This is a genomic window from Salinimicrobium sp. TIG7-5_MAKvit (assembly GCF_049569215.1).
Classification (GTDB): domain Bacteria; phylum Bacteroidota; class Bacteroidia; order Flavobacteriales; family Flavobacteriaceae; genus Salinimicrobium; species Salinimicrobium profundisediminis.
Genome location: NZ_CP145903.1, coordinates 116,056 through 132,248, shown reverse-complemented (window position 1 = coordinate 132,248; position 16,193 = coordinate 116,056). Strand labels below are relative to the sequence as shown.

Sequence of the window (16,193 nt, the reverse complement as noted above, 5' to 3'; positions counted from 1 at the left end):
GTTTATTTATGGCTACTTACAAGAAAAGAGGATATAAGCCCAGTAACAAAGAGGAGCAACAAGCTGCTGTTGAAGATCATTCAACAACTGCAGAAGTGTTTAATTCCCTTGATGAAGGTGCGAGTAAAACCGAGGCATGGGTTGCCCGGAATCAAAAGTATATTTTTATCATCATTGGAGTTGCTGCAGCGGCTATCCTTGGATATCTTGCTTATGAAGAGTTTATTCAGGAGCCTAAAGAAGCAGAGGCTGCCAATGAGATGTTTATGGCGCAGCAGTATTTTGACAATGCGTTACAGGCATCGGGTGCACAAAGCGACTCTCTTTTTAACCTGGCTTTGACAGGAGGAGAAGGTAAGTACGGTTTCCAGGATATTATTGAGAACTATGGTTCTACAAATGCCGGTAACCTTGCTCTTTACTATGCAGGTATGGCATATCTTAATACTAACCAGTACCAGCAAGCGATAGAAGCTCTTGATGATTTTGAGAGCGACGATCAAATTCTTGCACCGCTTGCAAAAGGGGCTATTGGGGATGCATTCCTGCAGCTGGACCAACCCGAAGAAGCTTTGGGTTATTATGAAGAGGCTGCCAGGATGAGAGACAATAACTTTACTACTCCAAAGTTTTTACTGAAAGCTGCAGTGACGGCAATTAAATTAGGAGATGGTGCTGCTGCCGAAAAACACCTTACCAGAATAGAGACTGAATATCCAGAATCTGTAGAAGCAAATAGGGTAAAAGTTTATCTTGGGCAGGCACAGACAATGCAATAGTAAAACATAGTATGGCAACAGAAGGAAATAATCTTTCAGAATACGATAAAGACAAAATCCCAAACGCGAAGGAATTCAGGTTTGGGATTGTTGTTTCTGAATGGAATGGAGAAATAACTGAAAATCTTTGCCGGGGCGCTATTGAGGTGCTTCTGGAACACGACGTGTTAGAACGAAAGATAGTGCGCTGGAATGTTCCCGGAAGCTTTGAGCTCATATACGGCTGCAAAAAAATGCAGGAATCTTACGATATGTTAGATGCCGTTATTGCTATAGGCAGCGTGATTGAAGGCGAGACAAAACATTTTGATTTTGTATGCCAGGCTGTCTCACAGGGCATCAAAGATCTCAATGTGCAAAGCGATATCCCCGTGATCTTTTGTGTTTTGACCGACCAGAATAAGCAACAGTCTATAGACAGATCTGGAGGTAAGTATGGGAATAAAGGTGCCGAGGCGGCTGTAGCAGCTATTAAAATGGCACAACTACGCAAGGATTCCAGGATCTAGCCCCCATTTTTGTTAAGGCATTATTTTTGTGTTATTGAGTTTGCTCATCTAAACTTCGGAAATTTTGAGCATTTTCAGTAAATTTGATATTTCCGGGAAATAAAAAGAAGTAATGCTAAAACTCAACATTTTTTCAGCACGAAAGAAGAACAATCGGTATAACTATACTCCGCGTTACTATAAAGGCAAGGATACCGGGAATGTTTACAGTTTCGATACCAAGATCAACAAGTTCAGGCAGGCTACCAATGCCGTAGATTTTGGATCCCAGTGGAAAGAGGCGCGTGAAAGTAGCCGCCACCGTGGAAACAGGGAAATTAATAAAACGGTTCTTGTCATCATTGCCATTCTTGTCCTTATATTTCTGTGGATCATAGACTTTGATTTATCCATTTTTAGCAATCCGTATTAAATGACAGATGTTATTCATCTCCTGCCAGACCATGTCGCCAATCAAATAGCAGCAGGTGAGGTGGTGCAGAGGCCGGCTTCTGTTATTAAGGAATTGCTGGAAAACGCTATTGATGCCTGCGGTACCAATATAAAGATCCTTGTAAAAGAAGCTGGAAAGACACTTATTCAGGTTACCGATAACGGGAAAGGCATGAGCGTCACCGATGCACGATTGTGTTTTGAACGGCATGCCACTTCCAAGATCAATTCGGCCGAAGACCTATTCAGTCTTAAAACTAAAGGGTTTAGAGGTGAGGCGCTTGCATCTATTGCGGCAATTGCGCATGTTGAACTCAAATCACGGCGGCAGGATGACGAAGTGGGAACCTGTATTAAAATTGAAGGAAGTGAAGTGACTTCGCAGGAAGCCTGCGTCACCCCGGTTGGAACTACCATTTGTGTTAAAAACCTTTTTTATAACATCCCTGCCCGCAGGAATTTCCTTAAAAGTGACACAGTTGAACTGCGTCATGTAATAGATGAATTCCAAAGAGTTGCATTGGCGCATCCTGCTATACAATTTTCCCTTTTTCACAACGGCAGTGAACTTTTTCAGTTACCTGAAGCCAATTACCGGCAACGCATTGTGAATATTTTTGGCGGGAAGACCAATGAAAAACTGGTGCCGGTAGAGGAAGATACCGCAATAGTAAAAATACATGGTTTTGTAGGGAAGCCCGAATTTGCCAAAAAGGGCAGGGGAGAACAGTTTTTTTTTGTAAATGACAGGTTTATTAAAAGTCCTTACCTCAATCATGCTGTGACTGCAGCTTTTGAAGGACTTCTAAAAGATAAAGCTTACCCCAGTTATTTTCTCTTTCTCGATGTTGATCCCAAAAGTATTGACATCAATATACACCCCACAAAGACTGAAATAAAATTTGATGATGAGCATGCGCTTTATACCATCTTGCGCAGTTCAATAAAACATAGCCTGGGGCAGTTCAATGTAGCACCGGTACTTGATTTTGACCGGGATTCGAGCCTTGATACGCCTTATGATTTTTCTCAAAAGGAGATCACTCCTCCAAAGGTAGAGGTAGATCCTAATTTTAATCCGTTTAAAACGGAAAGGTCGGGAGGAGGATACACTCCAAACTACAGAACAGAAAAGTCGGCCGGCAGCTGGCAAAGCCTGTATAACGGTTTGCGGAGTGAAGGAACCGAAAGTTTTTCTGAAAGAACACAGGTAGAGTTTGAAAGTGACCAGGTTACAGGTAACCTCTTTGGATTGAAAGATGAAGGGGAAGCCGGAGGTACTACTTTTCAGCTAAATAAAAAATATATTGTAACTACCTTAAAAAGCGGAATTCTCGTTATTGACCAGCAACGCGCCCATACCAGGATTTTGTATGAAGAGTTGCTAAAGAATATTACAGTTACTTCGGCTGTTAGCCAGCAGTTATTGTTCCCGTTATCTATCCAGTTTTCTACTAATGAGATGGAGTTGCTTAAGGAGATTAAAGATTCCCTGGAGCAAACCGGTTTTATTTTTTCAGAAGTAAAAAAAGATGGCGTGGAGATTAGCGGAATTCCAACGCTTATTTCAGAAAGCGAGGTGGAGATTTTACTTGAGCAGCTGTTGTTAGACCTGGAAAATGAAGTTCCGGGAGCGGCTTTTTCGCAGGTAGATACGCTGGCAAAATCCCTGTCGAGAGGAATGGCTGTAAAATCGGGAACCGCTTTAAATATTGCAGAACAACAAAACATTGTGAATAGTCTGTTTGCCTGTAAAGAATCAAGCGTATCGCCTTTTAATAAACCTGTATTTATTACCTTAACTGTAGACGAATTAGATAAAAAGTTCATGTAAATGGGAAGAATGACCGAAACCGTAAAGGTTCTTTTGATTATTAATGTCATAGTTTATATAGGGAGCCAGGTTTTGGGGGATCAGGCCTATCAATTGTTTTCCCTTTGGTTTATTGAGAATGATAATTTCCAGTTTTGGCAGGTGGTTACGCACATGTTTATGCATGACCCCAGCAGTATATTTCATATTCTCTTCAATATGTATGCGCTATGGGCATTTGGAAGCCCTATAGAGCAGGTGCTGGGGAAGAACAAATTTCTTTTCTTCTACTTTTCGGCAGGAATTGGAGCTGCCATTATTCACACATTGGTTAATTACTATCATTTTCAAGCCGGGTACAGTGCTCTTCTCGATGCCGGGTTTGGTACTACAGAGGTAGAACAGTATTTGAGGGAGTCTTATGCTTCTATTGCCAGCAGTGGCGAGTTTAGGATCCCTCAGGGCGTAGATCAGGATGTTTTGAGGACGATGTTCCAGACTTACCTTACGCCTGCTGTGGGAGCATCGGGTGCAATATATGGAATCCTTGTAGCGTTTGGAATGATGTTCCCAAATGTGGAGTTGTTCCTGCTCTTTGTACCGGTACCCATAAAGGCAAAGTTCTTTATTCCGGCATTAATTGCACTTGACCTCTTTTCCGGTTTGACTGGATATTCTATATTTGGAGGAGGGATTGCTCACTTTGCACACCTGGGTGGCGCTCTGTTTGGTTTTATCATGATGTGGTACTGGAAAAAGAACCAGTTTAACCAAAACCGTTGGGATTAATGAGAAGTAGGGATAACATAAGAGCAAAGATCGCAATGGCTACGGTGAGCGAAAAACTCATCGCTGTCAACGTTATTGCCTTTGTGCTTTTTTTCTTCTTTAAAACCCTTGCCTTCCTGTTTAGTTTTGATGCAGATTCTATTCTGGAGTGGTTGGTGTTTCCGAAGGAGCCGGGGGAATTTTTATTTAAGCCCTGGTCTATTATCACCTATGCTTTTCTTCACAGTGGCCTTTGGCATTTGCTGTCAAACATGTTGATTTTGTACTTTTCGGGGGTCTATTTCCTCACTTATTTCTCTCCAAAAAAGCTTCTGAATTTCTACTTTTTGGGAGGTATATTCGGGGCACTCGTTTATATGGCCAGTTATAACTTATTTCCTGCTTTTCAGGGAACGGGAAGGTCTTATTTAATAGGCGCTTCGGCTGCAGTAATGGCAATTCTAGTGGGAATTGCAACCCATATTCCTCACATGAGAGTGCGGCTTATTTTGCTTGGTAGTTTAAAATTATGGTGGATTGCAGCTTTCTTGGTAGTTCTGGATGTGATCCAGATACCAATCTCAAATCCCGGAGGCCACCTGGCGCATTTGGGAGGTGCCGGCTTTGGTTATTTATACGCGAAACAACTTGGTAAGGGGAACAATATTGCAAGTGGTTTTGAGAAGCTGCTGGACTGGATTGGTTCTATGTTCTCATCAGGTAATGCTTCCGGTAAAAGGAGTAATTTAAAGACCGTTCACAAAAGAAAGTCGGCAGGGAGTAGTTCTGGCCGTTATAGTGGTGGAATACGCAACAAAAAGGAGGAACAGGAGAAAATAGATGCTATTTTAGACAAGATTGGTAAAAGCGGCTATGACAGCCTTACCAAGCAGGAAAAGGACTATTTGTTCAACGCAGGAAAAGACAATTGATGAAAGGTCTCAACTGGTTTGACAGGTTCCTGTTCTTGCTAAACATCCTCTTTGCGCTGGCATTGCTATTTTCTTACCTGTTACCCTACATACCACCTGGGAAGTTCGCCCTGCTTTCGGTATTCAGTTTGGGAGTACCTCTGTTGATCATTATCAATATCATTTTTTTACTGTTGTGGCTATTCAGGTTAAAACGGCAGGCAATCCTCTCCTTCGTTGTGCTCTTACTGGGGTTTAACCATGTGACATCTGTTTACGAGGTTTCTTCGGAAGAAGATGGCATGGTTGAAGACAATGTGCTCAAGATCATGACCTATAATGTACGGCAGTTTAATCAATACGGCTGGGCCGATGATGTGGATATTCCGCAGAAGATCACAGCATTCATGAAAGAGGAGGATCCCGATGTTGTGGCAATGCAGGAGTATTATAAAGGGGAGCTGGAAATAGCAAAAAGTTTCCCTTACGAATATATTAAGCTGAAAGAGGAGAATGCTGAGTTTGGGCTTGCCCTCTTCTCAAAATATCCTATTATAAACTCCGGTTCTTTAGATTTTCCTACTACCAGTAACAATAATGCGATCTATGCAGATATTGTAAAGAACGGTGACACCGTAAGGGTCCTAAATGTACATTTTCAATCTTTTGGTATCAAACCAAACCTGAACAATATCGAGAAAGAGCACTCTAAAAAAGTGCTTTTTGGGATGGGACAGACCTTTGTAAAACAGGAGCGGCAAATGAAGTTGGTAAAAGAGTCGGTGCTGTCAAGTCCTTATCCCGCAATAATTCTTGGAGATTTTAATAATACGGCGTATTCCTATATTTATCGTGAACTAAGAGATATTGGGTTCAATGATGCTTATAAAGAAGCCGGCAATGGCTTTGGAAAGACCTTCGAAATATTTGAGATCTTACCTCTTCGCATAGACTTTATTCTGCCACAGGAATCAATGGGGATCCTTACTTTTCAGAACCACATGGTTCCTTATTCAGACCATTTTCCCATCACCGCAAATCTTAGGTTAGGGGAATGAGATTTTCTGGCTCTGTAAATAGTTGAGAGCGTTTGGACCTTCGTTGAAAATAAGGTCCACAATACTAAGATCATTTAAAAAGCCGTATTTTTCTTTAAAAACCTGGAAGTATGGTTCTATGGACTGAGGTTCGTTTTTTTTAGCTTCAATGAGCGATCTTCCGTCAAGAAGGCCTGTCGGTACTTTAAAATATTCTTCCGTCTTTTTATAATTAAGCTCTAATTGCAGGCAATCGAGAGCAAGTACGAGGCAATGGTAATTGAAATCCATTAAATAGTCATACTCGCGGTGATAAAGCGGGTAGAACTCATCTTCATAGAACTCAAAGAAAGGAGAGGTGCGGTAAACGGTTTCCAAAGATTTCCAATGCTGCTTTTGCCAGGGGAAATCGTTCTCAATTTTTATATCCTTATATTTTTGATGTCCAGATTTGTTGCCGGTGTGTTTAATAGGAATATTAAGCAGTAACTTTCCGTTGGCACCATAAATATACATGCGGTTGCGATAGGTTTGTTTTTGATAATTGTCTTCATTTTCAAAAACAAGCTCATCGGCATTGACCATGGCCACAAATTGAGAGACAGGGCCAAAATAGGCAGGATGTAAAAGCAACTTCTGCATTAAAAATTCTTATTTGGTCTTCTTTTTTCTGAAAAAGCTATATCCAAAAAGTCCAACTATTACTACCAGGAAGTAAGGTAGGTAAGAAACTGGTTCTCCCTGTCCTCCTACAGTAGTAAACATACGCTCCCATCTTATTTTGCTAAGACCTGAAGCATTGGGATCCAGGCTCATCCATATAAAGACAGGTTTCCCAACAATATGATTTTCGGGAACATAACCCCAGTAGCGGCTATCTTCACTGTTATTCCGGTTGTCTCCCATCATAAAGTAGTAATCCTGCTCAAAAGTGTAGGATTCTAATGGCTGTCCATTCAAAAGTACCTTATCATCTCTAAGGGAGATCTTCCTTTCCCGGCCCATTTCGAGGCCCTCATAAGTTTCAATGATTAAGCGGTAAAGACCTACAGTCTCGGGTGTGATCTTTACAGTAGTTCCTTCTTTAGGGATATAAAGAGGCCCCATATTGTCAGAATTCCAGTTAAACCTGTTGTTGTTTGGAAAGATCTTCGCATCCTTTTGACCTGCCGGAGTTGTAATTCTTTCCAGAGAGGCAACATTGGGATGGTTCTTTAGTCTTTGGTAGTTTTCTTCGGTTAAAGACTGTATGTAAAACTGGTTGGTATTAGGATCCTGATAAAACGCATCGGTAATATCATACATCTTGTACATTGTATAAGGATCAAAGCCCTGGCCTTTTGTAGTACCGGCATAAGAGTACTGTGGCTTTGCTCTGTCGGGTAACTCAAGAGGCTGGTTGTTTATATGAACCTTTCCGTTAATAATTTCAAGAGAATCTCCTGGTAAACCAACAGCCCTTTTTACATAATTAGACTTCTTGTCTATAGGCTTATCATAACGTATCCCCGATTTATCCCTGAACTTTCTCACCGTATCTACCGGCCAGTTGAAGACCACAATATCAGTGCGGTCAATATCCTGAAAACCCGGAATCCTGAAATACGGAATATGAGGTTTGTTCCAGTATGACTTTAGCCCCAGTACAGGAATGGTGTCGTGCACCATAGGAAATGCAATTGAAGTGATTGGTGTACGGGCCCCGTAGTGAAACTTACTTACAAACAGGTAATCTCCCACCAGCAGCGTCTTTTCTAGAGAAGAAGTGGGGATAGTGAACGGCTGCATTACATAAGTGTGTACAATAGTAGCAGCGACTATGGCAAAGAGAATTGAACTTATCCATTCCCCTGCAGCAGTACCCGGGTGCAGGCTGCGGTCTTCCCTGTATTTAACGTCGCTCAGGTAATTGAGATAATATATGTAAAGGCCGCAGGTAACCACCGCCAGTACAGTATCTGTAGTAGAAGTACGCCCAAAGCTACGCACGGTTTCCACCCAAATCACGGGAAACATAATGAGATTAACTATAGGGATGAAAAGTAGAAGTACCCACCACCACGGCCTGTTGATGATCTTCATTAAAATTACCGCGTTGTATACGGGTATTGCTGCCTCCCAGGCTTTGCGTCCTGCTTTTTGATAAAGTTTCCAGGTTCCTGCGAAATGGATAAGCTGAATAAGAAGAACAAACAAAAGCCAGTTTGTAAAAGTCATGAGCGTAGTTTATTTATTGGTCTGCCGTAGTACGATTCTGTTACAAGCCCAGCACGTCTTTCATGCTGAAAACTCCCTTTTTATGCTGAAGCCACTCGGCTGCTATGATGGCACCAAGGGCAAAACCATCACGGGAATGGGCTACATGTTCTATTTTAATGGTGTCAACCTCCGAATTGTAGGAGATTGTATGGGTGCCGGGAACATTTTCTATCCTTTTGGCTGTTACAGGAATTTCGTTCTCCCGGGCACTTTCCAGTTGCCATCCGGTTTTATCTGAATTATCCATGATCTGCTCGGCCAGAGTGATTGCCGTGCCACTTGGCGCATCCAGTTTCTGGGTGTGGTGAATTTCCTCTATCGCCACGTTGTATTCCGAAAACCTCTGCATGAGTTTCGCCAGGTTCCTGTTGAGTTCAAAAAAAAGATTCACGCCCAGGCTGTAATTGGAAGCATAAATAAAAGCGGCCTCTTGTTTTTTGCAAATCTCTACAGCTTCGTCATATCTTTTAAGCCATCCCGTAGTTCCCGAAACCACCGGGACGTGTTTTTCAAAACAGGCGGTGATGTTCTTAAATGCAGCATCGGGAACGCTAAAATCTATGGCAACATCGGCCTGGCTAAGATCGGCGTTATCAATATCATTATCAACTTTTAGTACTATTTCATGGCCACGTTCTACAGCTAGTCTTTCAATGGTCTTACCCATTTTTCCGTAACCCAGTAAAGCTATTTTCATCAAAAATTGTAGTTTAATGTAAGGCCATATCCTGTGGTTCCGGTAAATTGATCGTAATCCACATTTGGCTTAAGTGACAAATCTTCACTTACATTGAATTGTTGCAGATGGGCATCAACGTTGGCATCAATAATATTTAATGCATAGAGCCCCAAGGTAACCATTATAGAAACCTCTTTGTTGCGCTGGTAAAAACGTTGAGCATCAATAAGTCCGTCTGTCGATACCCGGGGTTCTCCGTTCTCGTCGTAGAATTCATCATTGGTATTTCCGGCGAGCCTGCTTTTGTAGGCGCTGCGGTAGCGATCATACTGCCGGTCATTTTCAAAATAGAAGTAAATACCCACTCCAAGAGCAGTATAGACTATTGGAATTTTCCAGTATTTCCCATTATATGCCTGGCCCAATCCTGGAAGTACTGCCGAATAGAATGCAGCACGGGCAGGAGAGAGTGGGTCATAAGGTTTGTAGGCAGGTTCTTCAATCACCAGCTGCGGGTCTACCAGCAGGGAATCTTCCTGTGCCGAGGCTTGCAGGAAAAAAAAACAGGTGACAAAGAACGCTATGAGATTTTTAATCTTCACCCTGAATGATCTTTTTAATGCGATTGAGATCTTCTTCGGAAGTAAAAGGAATAATAAGCTTTCCATTTCCCTTTTTTGACACCTTAACATCAACCTTGGCCCCCAGTTTTTCTGAAAATTCTTTGATGCTTTTCTTTACATCCCGGGAAATATTCGAGGTGGAAGTGGCTGTTTTAACTTCAGGCTTTCCTTCCTGAAGGTTTCTAACCAACTTTTCAGTTTCCCGCACCGAAAGAGAGTTGGCAAGAATTTTTTCATAGATCTCCAACTGCACCTGTTGATCTTCAATATTAATAAGGGCGCGGCCATGCCCCATGCTTAAAAAGCCGTCGCGCATCCCCGTCTGCACAATTGGATCTAATTTTAGCAACCTCAGGTAATTGGCAATAGTAGATCTGTTTTTACCAATTCGGTCACTTAATTGTTCCTGGGTAAGGTTTATTTCATCAATAAGTCTTTGGTAAGACAATGAAATCTCAATAGGATCAAGGTCCTGCCGCTGAATGTTCTCTACAAGAGCCATTTCCAGTGATTCCTGGTCGTTGGCAATACGAATATAGGCAGGAATGGTTTGCAGGCCTACCAGTTTTGACGCTCTAAAACGTCTTTCTCCCGAAACGAGTTGATACTGGTTATAATCGAGTTTTCTAACCGTAATAGGCTGAATAACTCCTAATTCCCGTATCGAAGAAGCGAGTTCGCGCAGCGACTCTTCATTGAAACTTGTTCTTGGCTGAAAAGGGTTTACTTCAATAGCATCAAGGTCAAGCTCTACAATATGCCCAACCAGCTTATCTGCATTCTTATCTTCTGCCGACTTTATATCATTTTGCGGATCTTTCAGTAATGCTGAAAGTCCTCTTCCCAAAGCTTGTTTCTTTGTCGCCTTCGCCATCTGCTCCTATGAGTTTTTCTTTATAATTTCATGTGCAAGACTAAGATAGTTACTTGCACCTTTACTACCGGCATCATAGTTTATAATGCTCTCTCCATAACTGGGGGCTTCACTTAAACGCACATTTCGCTGAATGATTGTTTTGAACACCATTTCGTCAAAATGCTTTTGTACTTCTTCAACCACCTGGTTAGACAACCGTAGGCGGGAGTCGTACATGGTAAGCAGTAGGCCTTCAATATCCAGTTTTACGTTGTGTATTTTCTGAACACTTTTAATAGTGTTGAGAAGTTTCCCAAGACCTTCCAAAGCAAAATATTCACACTGAATAGGAATAATTACCGAATCGGCTGCTGTGAGGGCATTAAGTGTGAGCAGACCCAAAGATGGCGCACAGTCAATGATCACATAATCGTATTGTTCCCTAAGGTGTCCAATAGCCTTTTTCAGCATGTACTCCCGCTCTTCCTGGTCAACAAGCTCAATCTCTATGGCCACCAGGTCAATATGTGCCGGGATGATGTCGAGGTTTGGGGACTCAGTTTTCATAATGGCTTCTTCAGCCTTAATAGAGTGCTCCAGCAACTGGTAAGTTCCTAACTCGACCGATTCAACATCTATTCCCAGACCCGATGTGGCATTCGCCTGCGGATCGGCATCGATGAGCAAAACTTTTTTTTCAAGCACCCCGAGAGATGCCGCCAGGTTTACTGAAGTTGTAGTTTTACCTACACCTCCTTTTTGATTTGCAACGGCAATGATCTTACCCATTCAGTTATTTTGGATTTAAAGGGTAAAAATACAATTTATTATAGGTTTACGAAAGGTAAATTGTTAACAGGTTTTTAGCATAGCCTGTAAAGAAAAAACCCTTCAAAAATAGCATTTTAAAGGGTTCATCCTGTTAATTGTTCTTAATGGTTTCTTCGGAAGAAGCCAAAGTTTAGTTGTTCTTTTTGGCCTTGATCATTTGCTCCAGCATATCCCACATTTCCTCCGGAATTGCTTCCAGAAGATTGAATTGTCCGGCTCCTTTAAGCCATTCGCCGCCATCAATGGTGATCACTTCTCCATTTACATAAGCTGAAAAATCGGAAACCAGATAGGCAGCCAGATTCGCCAGTTCCTGATGTTCTCCAACCCGCTTTAGCGGCACTTTTTTTGCCAGGTCAAACTTCTCCTTCAGGTCTCCCGGAAGTAGCCTGTCCCAGGCGCCTTTGGTTGGAAAAGGTCCGGGTGCAATGGCATTCATTCTTATGCCGTATTTCGCCCATTCTACGGCAAGCGAGCGGGTCATTGCAAGCACTCCGGCTTTTGCTGTGGCACTTGGCACTACATAAGCAGAGCCTGTCCAGGCATAAGTGGTGACAATATTTAATACCGTTTTATTCTTTTCACCTTTGTCGATCCAATGTTTTCCAAAAGCTAAAGTACAGTTCTTGCTGCCTTTTAAAACTATGTCAATAATGGTGTCAAAGGCATTGGCACTTAAACGTTCTGTGGGAGAAATAAAGTTTCCGGCAGCGTTGTTCAGCAAAATATCTACAGAACCAAATTTTTCTACTGTTTGTTGCAGCATGTTTTCAACCTGCTCGTAATGTCTTACATCACACTGTACCGGCAAACATTCGCCCCCGGTTTGCTCTTCAAGCTCTTTAGCGGTACCGTGCAGTTTTTCCAGGTTTCTCGAAGTGATCGCTACTTTTGCTCCCAGTTCAAGAAAATACTTTGTCATCGCTTTTCCAAGGCCGCTGCCACCGCCGGTAACGACTATTACTTTTCCTTTAAGCGCGTCGTCCCGGAGCATTTTTTGAGTGTAATCCATAGTGGTTGGTAGTTAGTAGTTAGTATTGAGTAGTTAGTATTGAGTAGTTAGTATTGAGGAGTTAGTATTGAGTAGTTAGTATGGAGATTGTTGACAACTTTTTCATGTCTCTTTTTAATGTTATAATTTTCCAGAGAACTTCCTTAAACCTTAAACCTTAAACCTTAAACCTTAACTAGGCTCGTCAATAAGGATTTCCAGAAGTTTTATCGCTGCTTCACTGATCTTTGTACCGGGGCCAAAAACGGCTACGGCACCTGCGTCAAAGAGGAACTGGTAGTCCTGTGAAGGGATCACCCCTCCAACAATCACCATAATATCTTCTCTGCCGTATTTCCTGAGTTCTTCAATCACCTGTGGCACCAGTGTTTTGTGTCCTGCAGCCAGAGAAGAAACTCCTAAAATGTGCACGTCGTTTTCTACGGCTTGCTTTGCAGCTTCTGCCGGGGTCTGGAATAGTGGTCCTATGTCTACATCAAAACCAACATCGGCATAACCTGTAGATACCACTTTGGCGCCACGGTCATGACCATCCTGTCCCATTTTGGCCACCATGATCCTTGGGCGACGGCCTTCCTGTTCCGCGAACCTGTCGGCCATTTCTCTCGCTTTTTTAAAAGAAGCATCGTCTTTTATCTCTTTTGAATACACTCCACTAAATGATTTTATCTGTGCTTTGTACCTGCCGTAAACTTCTTCTAAAGCATCGCTTATCTCCCCAAGGGTAGCGCGTTTTCGGGAGGCATCTACGGCCAGCGCCAGTAGGTTTTCCTGCCCCGATCTTGCTGCTTCGGTAAGTTTTTGAAGGGCTTGTTTTACTTCTTCATTGTTTCTTTCGGCTTTCAGTTGGTTCAGCCGCTCAATTTGCTGCCTTCTTACTGACTGGTTGTCTACTTCAAGGGTAACAATAGGATCTTCTTTGTCCCTGCGGTATTTATTTACCCCCACAATAATATCCTGGCTACTGTCAATCCTTGCCTGCTTAATGGCTGCGGCCTCTTCAATGCGTAGTTTCGGAATTCCCGCTTCGATGGCTTTGGTCATACCGCCCAATTCTTCGACCTCCTGGATGAGTTCCCAGGCCTTATGAGCTATTTTATCTGTGAGTTCTTCTACATAATAACTACCTGCCCATGGGTCTACAGTCCGGGTGATCTGGGTTTCCTGCTGCAGGTGCAGCTGGGTGTTCCTGGCAATCCTGGCAGAAAAATCTGTGGGTAGGGCGATAGCCTCATCAAGGGCATTGGTGTGCAAACTCTGGGTGCCACCAAAAGCAGCAGCTGCGGCTTCTATAGAGGTACGTGCCACGTTGTTGAAAGGATCCTGCTCGGTCAAACTCCAGCCGCTGGTTTGGCTGTGGGTTCTAAGCGCAAGGGATTTTTCGTTCTTCGGGTTAAACTGTTTTACCAGTTTTGCCCACAGCATTCTTGCTGCACGCATCTTGGCGATCTCGGTAAAATGATCTAAACCTATGGCCCAGAAGAAGGACAAACGCGGAGCAAAACTGTCTATATCCATTCCGGCTTCAAGACCTTTGCGGATGTATTCGAGTCCGTCGGCTAAAGTGTAGGCCAGTTCAATCTCGCTGGTAGCACCTGCTTCCTGCATGTGGTACCCCGAGATACTAATGCTGTTGAAGCGGGGCATATTCTTCGAGGTATACTCAAAGATATCAGAAATGATCTTCATCGAAGGAGTAGGAGGGTAGATGTAAGTATTTCTTACCATAAACTCCTTTAAAATGTCATTTTGAATGGTTCCTGAAAGCAGTGCAGGTTTTACGCCCTGTTCCTCGGCAGCCACGATGTAGAACGCGAGAATGGGAAGCACCGCCCCGTTCATGGTCATGGAAACCGACATCTGGTCTAGCGGAATCTGGTCAAAGAGCACCTTCATGTCTTCTACCGAGTCTATGGCAACCCCTGCTTTCCCCACATCTCCCACCACTCTTTCGTGGTCACTGTCGTAACCGCGGTGGGTAGGAAGATCGAAGGCTACAGAAAGCCCTTTTTGACCCGCAGCGAGGTTGCGGCGGTAAAAGGCGTTACTTTCTTCGGCGGTTGAGAACCCGGCGTACTGCCGAATGGTCCAGGGCCGCATTACATACATGGTGCTGTAAGGCCCACGCAGGTATGGCGGAATTCCCGCAGCAAAATTGAGATGAGGCAGATCCTTGTATTCACAAGTGTTTTCGGGTCTTTTGGAATCTTTTTCGATATTTTTCAGCTTTAAATGCTGAAGATCCTTTCTGCTCATATCTTATTTTTCGCCGTTAGTACTTTCTTCCTTTTGTAGTCTTTCCTGTTCGGTTTTTTCTGATAAACGTTTTTCTATCACCGGCTGTAGCAGTGTCTTTCGCGGCTTTTGCTTCACAAAAGGATACAACTCCAGCTCGTTTTTCATCCTGTCCTGTAGATTTGGATATTTATTGGTTCCCACCAGTACCAGCTTTTCTTCATCAAAAGCCTGCTGCTCGTTGGCTGCACTTTCAGAAATTTTCTTCTGAATAATTCCTTCTTTTAACTGAGTAACAAAGCCACCGCCATTTTCAATATTTTTGAATATATCTAAAGCCTTATCGGCCATTTCGTGGGTAAGGGTTTCAATATAGTAGCTGCCTTCAGCAGGATTGGCCACTTTCTCAAAGTAGCTTTCGTGCTTAAGTATCAGTAACTGGTTTCGGGCTATGCGGCTTCCGAAGTTGTTGTTTTTATGGTAAATGGCGTCATAGGCCATATTGCAAACGCTATTGGAGCCGCCCAGCACTGCGCTCATACATTCTGTAGTGGTGCGCAGCAGGTTTACATTATAATCGTATAAAGTTTTGTTGCGGCGGGTGGGCTGTGAAAGTATGTCGCAGCTTGTATCAAAACCATATTCGCTGCTAAGGGTTGAAAATAAAAGGCGCAGCGCCCTTATTTTGGCAATCTCAAAAAAGTAATTTGGCCCTACCGAAACAAGGAACTGGAATTTTGCCTTTTTTGACACTTCAGGTTTGTCACGTATGTGGTTAAAGTATTCGTTAACATGTGCCAAAGCATAAGCAAGTTGCTGCGGAATGGTAGCACCGGCATTCTGGTAAAGTCCGAGGTCAACTGAAATAAATGATCTTAAATTTTGACATTTTTGGAGCAGAACATCAAGTATCTTGTGGTCTTCCTGCTGATTTTTGTACCAGTTGCCGCTGCGGGCAAGATTTCCTATAATATCAAACTGAAAAAAAACATTTGATCCCGGTTTAACCTGCTCATCCAGTTTTAAGAAAAATTCTTCGGAAGCAAATTCAGGCTTCAGGTATATGGGAACTTCAGGATCCAGGCCTTCAAAAAGCTCTTTTAGCGCTATCTCTTCTGAAGGCAGGATAAACCAGATGCTTTCGGCGCCTTTCCGAAGGGATTCGTGTGCTTTTTTATTGGCTTTTTCAGCAGAAGAGACATAGATCTGTTCTGTAACATGCCAGTTTAACGGGCTGTTAAGCTGTGCAGGTTCGGGCGATTCTTCAGCATGGTAAAAAGGTTTAATATTGATGCCGTCCAGAGATTTCCATACCAGCGTTTCATTATAATCGGCACCTTTGAGGTCATACTGTATCTTTTGTTTCCACTGTTTGGCCGATACTTCTTCAAACTCATTGAACAAATTCTCTCTCATTTCCATAAAATTAAAGGGTCCTAAAATGACATT

At 42.8% G+C, this 16,193-nt stretch carries 16 protein-coding genes; 7 read left to right on the top strand and 9 right to left on the bottom strand.

Annotated elements, in window-relative coordinates:
* Positions 1 to 8 precede the first annotated feature (8 nt).
* The 7 genes from V5739_RS00650 (at position 9) to V5739_RS00620 (ending at position 6,270) form a co-directional block, all read left to right on the top strand.
* Positions 9 to 779 carry a tetratricopeptide repeat protein gene (locus V5739_RS00650; protein ID WP_423819240.1) on the top strand — a complete coding sequence of 257 codons (771 nt, stop codon included), beginning with the start codon at positions 9 to 11 and terminating at the stop codon, positions 777 to 779.
* 11 nt (positions 780 to 790) lie between these two features.
* The gene (gene ribH, locus V5739_RS00645; protein WP_423819239.1) at positions 791 to 1,288 is read left to right on the top strand and encodes a 6,7-dimethyl-8-ribityllumazine synthase; all 498 of its coding nucleotides are present in this window, start codon (positions 791 to 793) and stop codon (positions 1,286 to 1,288) included.
* A 112-nt stretch (positions 1,289 to 1,400) separates the two neighbouring features.
* Complete coding sequence (locus tag V5739_RS00640) at positions 1,401 to 1,700, top strand: hypothetical protein (protein WP_266070998.1); 300 nt, start codon at positions 1,401 to 1,403, stop codon at positions 1,698 to 1,700.
* Complete coding sequence (gene mutL, locus V5739_RS00635; protein ID WP_423819238.1) at positions 1,701 to 3,554, top strand: DNA mismatch repair endonuclease MutL; 1,854 nt, start codon at positions 1,701 to 1,703, stop codon at positions 3,552 to 3,554.
* The gene (locus V5739_RS00630; protein WP_345598819.1) at positions 3,555 to 4,322 is read left to right on the top strand and encodes a rhomboid family intramembrane serine protease; all 768 of its coding nucleotides are present in this window, start codon (positions 3,555 to 3,557) and stop codon (positions 4,320 to 4,322) included. It abuts the gene before it with no gap.
* Positions 4,322 to 5,233 (top strand): rhomboid family intramembrane serine protease, encoded by a 912-nt coding sequence (locus tag V5739_RS00625; protein ID WP_423819237.1) that lies wholly within the window; start codon positions 4,322 to 4,324, stop codon positions 5,231 to 5,233. Before V5739_RS00630 ends, V5739_RS00625 begins: the two co-directional genes overlap by 1 nt.
* A complete protein-coding gene (locus V5739_RS00620) occupies positions 5,233 to 6,270 on the top strand; it encodes an endonuclease/exonuclease/phosphatase family protein (RefSeq protein WP_423819236.1) in 1,038 nt (345 codons plus the stop codon). Before V5739_RS00625 ends, V5739_RS00620 begins: the two co-directional genes overlap by 1 nt.
* Here the strand turns inward: V5739_RS00620 and V5739_RS00615 are convergent.
* The 9 genes from V5739_RS00615 to V5739_RS00575 all read right to left on the bottom strand — a co-directional run bounded on the left by V5739_RS00615 (position 6,259) and on the right by V5739_RS00575 (position 16,160).
* Positions 6,259 to 6,891, bottom strand: coding sequence for a WbqC family protein (locus V5739_RS00615; protein ID WP_423819235.1), 633 nt, complete (start codon positions 6,889 to 6,891; stop codon positions 6,259 to 6,261). The genes V5739_RS00620 and V5739_RS00615 overlap by 12 nt on opposite strands.
* A gap of 9 nt (positions 6,892 to 6,900) precedes the next feature.
* Positions 6,901 to 8,466, bottom strand: a complete 1,566-nt coding sequence (gene lepB, locus V5739_RS00610; RefSeq protein ID WP_423819234.1) for a signal peptidase I — start codon at positions 8,464 to 8,466, stop codon at positions 6,901 to 6,903.
* A gap of 40 nt (positions 8,467 to 8,506) precedes the next feature.
* Positions 8,507 to 9,205 carry a 4-hydroxy-tetrahydrodipicolinate reductase gene (gene dapB / locus V5739_RS00605; RefSeq protein ID WP_423819233.1) on the bottom strand — a complete coding sequence of 233 codons (699 nt, stop codon included), beginning with the start codon at positions 9,203 to 9,205 and terminating at the stop codon, positions 8,507 to 8,509.
* Positions 9,205 to 9,783, bottom strand: a complete 579-nt coding sequence (locus V5739_RS00600) for a DUF5683 domain-containing protein (RefSeq protein WP_345599856.1) — start codon at positions 9,781 to 9,783, stop codon at positions 9,205 to 9,207. The genes dapB and V5739_RS00600 overlap by 1 nt, the downstream gene beginning before the upstream one ends.
* Positions 9,779 to 10,684, bottom strand: a complete 906-nt coding sequence (locus V5739_RS00595; protein WP_423819232.1) for a ParB/RepB/Spo0J family partition protein — start codon at positions 10,682 to 10,684, stop codon at positions 9,779 to 9,781. Before V5739_RS00595 ends, V5739_RS00600 begins: the two co-directional genes overlap by 5 nt.
* A gap of 6 nt (positions 10,685 to 10,690) precedes the next feature.
* Positions 10,691 to 11,455 (bottom strand): ParA family protein, encoded by a 765-nt coding sequence (locus V5739_RS00590; RefSeq protein ID WP_266071008.1) that lies wholly within the window; start codon positions 11,453 to 11,455, stop codon positions 10,691 to 10,693.
* Between the two features lie 172 nt (positions 11,456 to 11,627).
* A complete protein-coding gene (locus tag V5739_RS00585; protein ID WP_423819231.1) occupies positions 11,628 to 12,509 on the bottom strand; it encodes an SDR family oxidoreductase in 882 nt (293 codons plus the stop codon).
* Positions 12,510 to 12,680: 171 nt separating this feature from the next.
* Positions 12,681 to 14,765: a methylmalonyl-CoA mutase gene (gene scpA / locus V5739_RS00580; protein WP_423819230.1), complete on the bottom strand. Its 2,085-nt coding sequence runs from the start codon at positions 14,763 to 14,765 to the stop codon at positions 12,681 to 12,683.
* Between the two features lie 3 nt (positions 14,766 to 14,768).
* Positions 14,769 to 16,160, bottom strand: a complete 1,392-nt coding sequence (locus V5739_RS00575; RefSeq protein ID WP_423819229.1) for a methylmalonyl-CoA mutase subunit beta — start codon at positions 16,158 to 16,160, stop codon at positions 14,769 to 14,771.
* Positions 16,161 to 16,193: the final 33 nt, after the last annotated feature.

What these genes read in the sequence shown, in the direction of transcription:
- V5739_RS00650 (WP_423819240.1), top strand. Translation starts at nt 9, where the DNA reads ATGGCTACTTACAAGAAAAGAGGATATAAGCCCAGTAACAAAGAGGAG.
- ribH (WP_423819239.1), top strand. Translation starts at nt 791, where the DNA reads ATGGCAACAGAAGGAAATAATCTTTCAGAATACGATAAAGACAAAATC.
- V5739_RS00640 (WP_266070998.1), top strand. Translation starts at nt 1,401, where the DNA reads ATGCTAAAACTCAACATTTTTTCAGCACGAAAGAAGAACAATCGGTAT.
- mutL (WP_423819238.1), top strand. Translation starts at nt 1,701, where the DNA reads ATGACAGATGTTATTCATCTCCTGCCAGACCATGTCGCCAATCAAATA.
- V5739_RS00630 (WP_345598819.1), top strand. Translation starts at nt 3,555, where the DNA reads ATGGGAAGAATGACCGAAACCGTAAAGGTTCTTTTGATTATTAATGTC.
- V5739_RS00625 (WP_423819237.1), top strand. Translation starts at nt 4,322, where the DNA reads ATGAGAAGTAGGGATAACATAAGAGCAAAGATCGCAATGGCTACGGTG.
- V5739_RS00620 (WP_423819236.1), top strand. Translation starts at nt 5,233, where the DNA reads ATGAAAGGTCTCAACTGGTTTGACAGGTTCCTGTTCTTGCTAAACATC.
- V5739_RS00615 (WP_423819235.1), bottom strand. Translation starts at nt 6,891, where the DNA reads ATGCAGAAGTTGCTTTTACATCCTGCCTATTTTGGCCCTGTCTCTCAA.
- lepB (WP_423819234.1), bottom strand. Translation starts at nt 8,466, where the DNA reads ATGACTTTTACAAACTGGCTTTTGTTTGTTCTTCTTATTCAGCTTATC.
- dapB (WP_423819233.1), bottom strand. Translation starts at nt 9,205, where the DNA reads ATGAAAATAGCTTTACTGGGTTACGGAAAAATGGGTAAGACCATTGAA.
- V5739_RS00595 (WP_423819232.1), bottom strand. Translation starts at nt 10,684, where the DNA reads ATGGCGAAGGCGACAAAGAAACAAGCTTTGGGAAGAGGACTTTCAGCA.
- V5739_RS00590 (WP_266071008.1), bottom strand. Translation starts at nt 11,455, where the DNA reads ATGGGTAAGATCATTGCCGTTGCAAATCAAAAAGGAGGTGTAGGTAAA.
- V5739_RS00585 (WP_423819231.1), bottom strand. Translation starts at nt 12,509, where the DNA reads ATGGATTACACTCAAAAAATGCTCCGGGACGACGCGCTTAAAGGAAAA.
- scpA (WP_423819230.1), bottom strand. Translation starts at nt 14,765, where the DNA reads ATGAGCAGAAAGGATCTTCAGCATTTAAAGCTGAAAAATATCGAAAAA.
- V5739_RS00575 (WP_423819229.1), bottom strand. Translation starts at nt 16,160, where the DNA reads ATGAGAGAGAATTTGTTCAATGAGTTTGAAGAAGTATCGGCCAAACAG.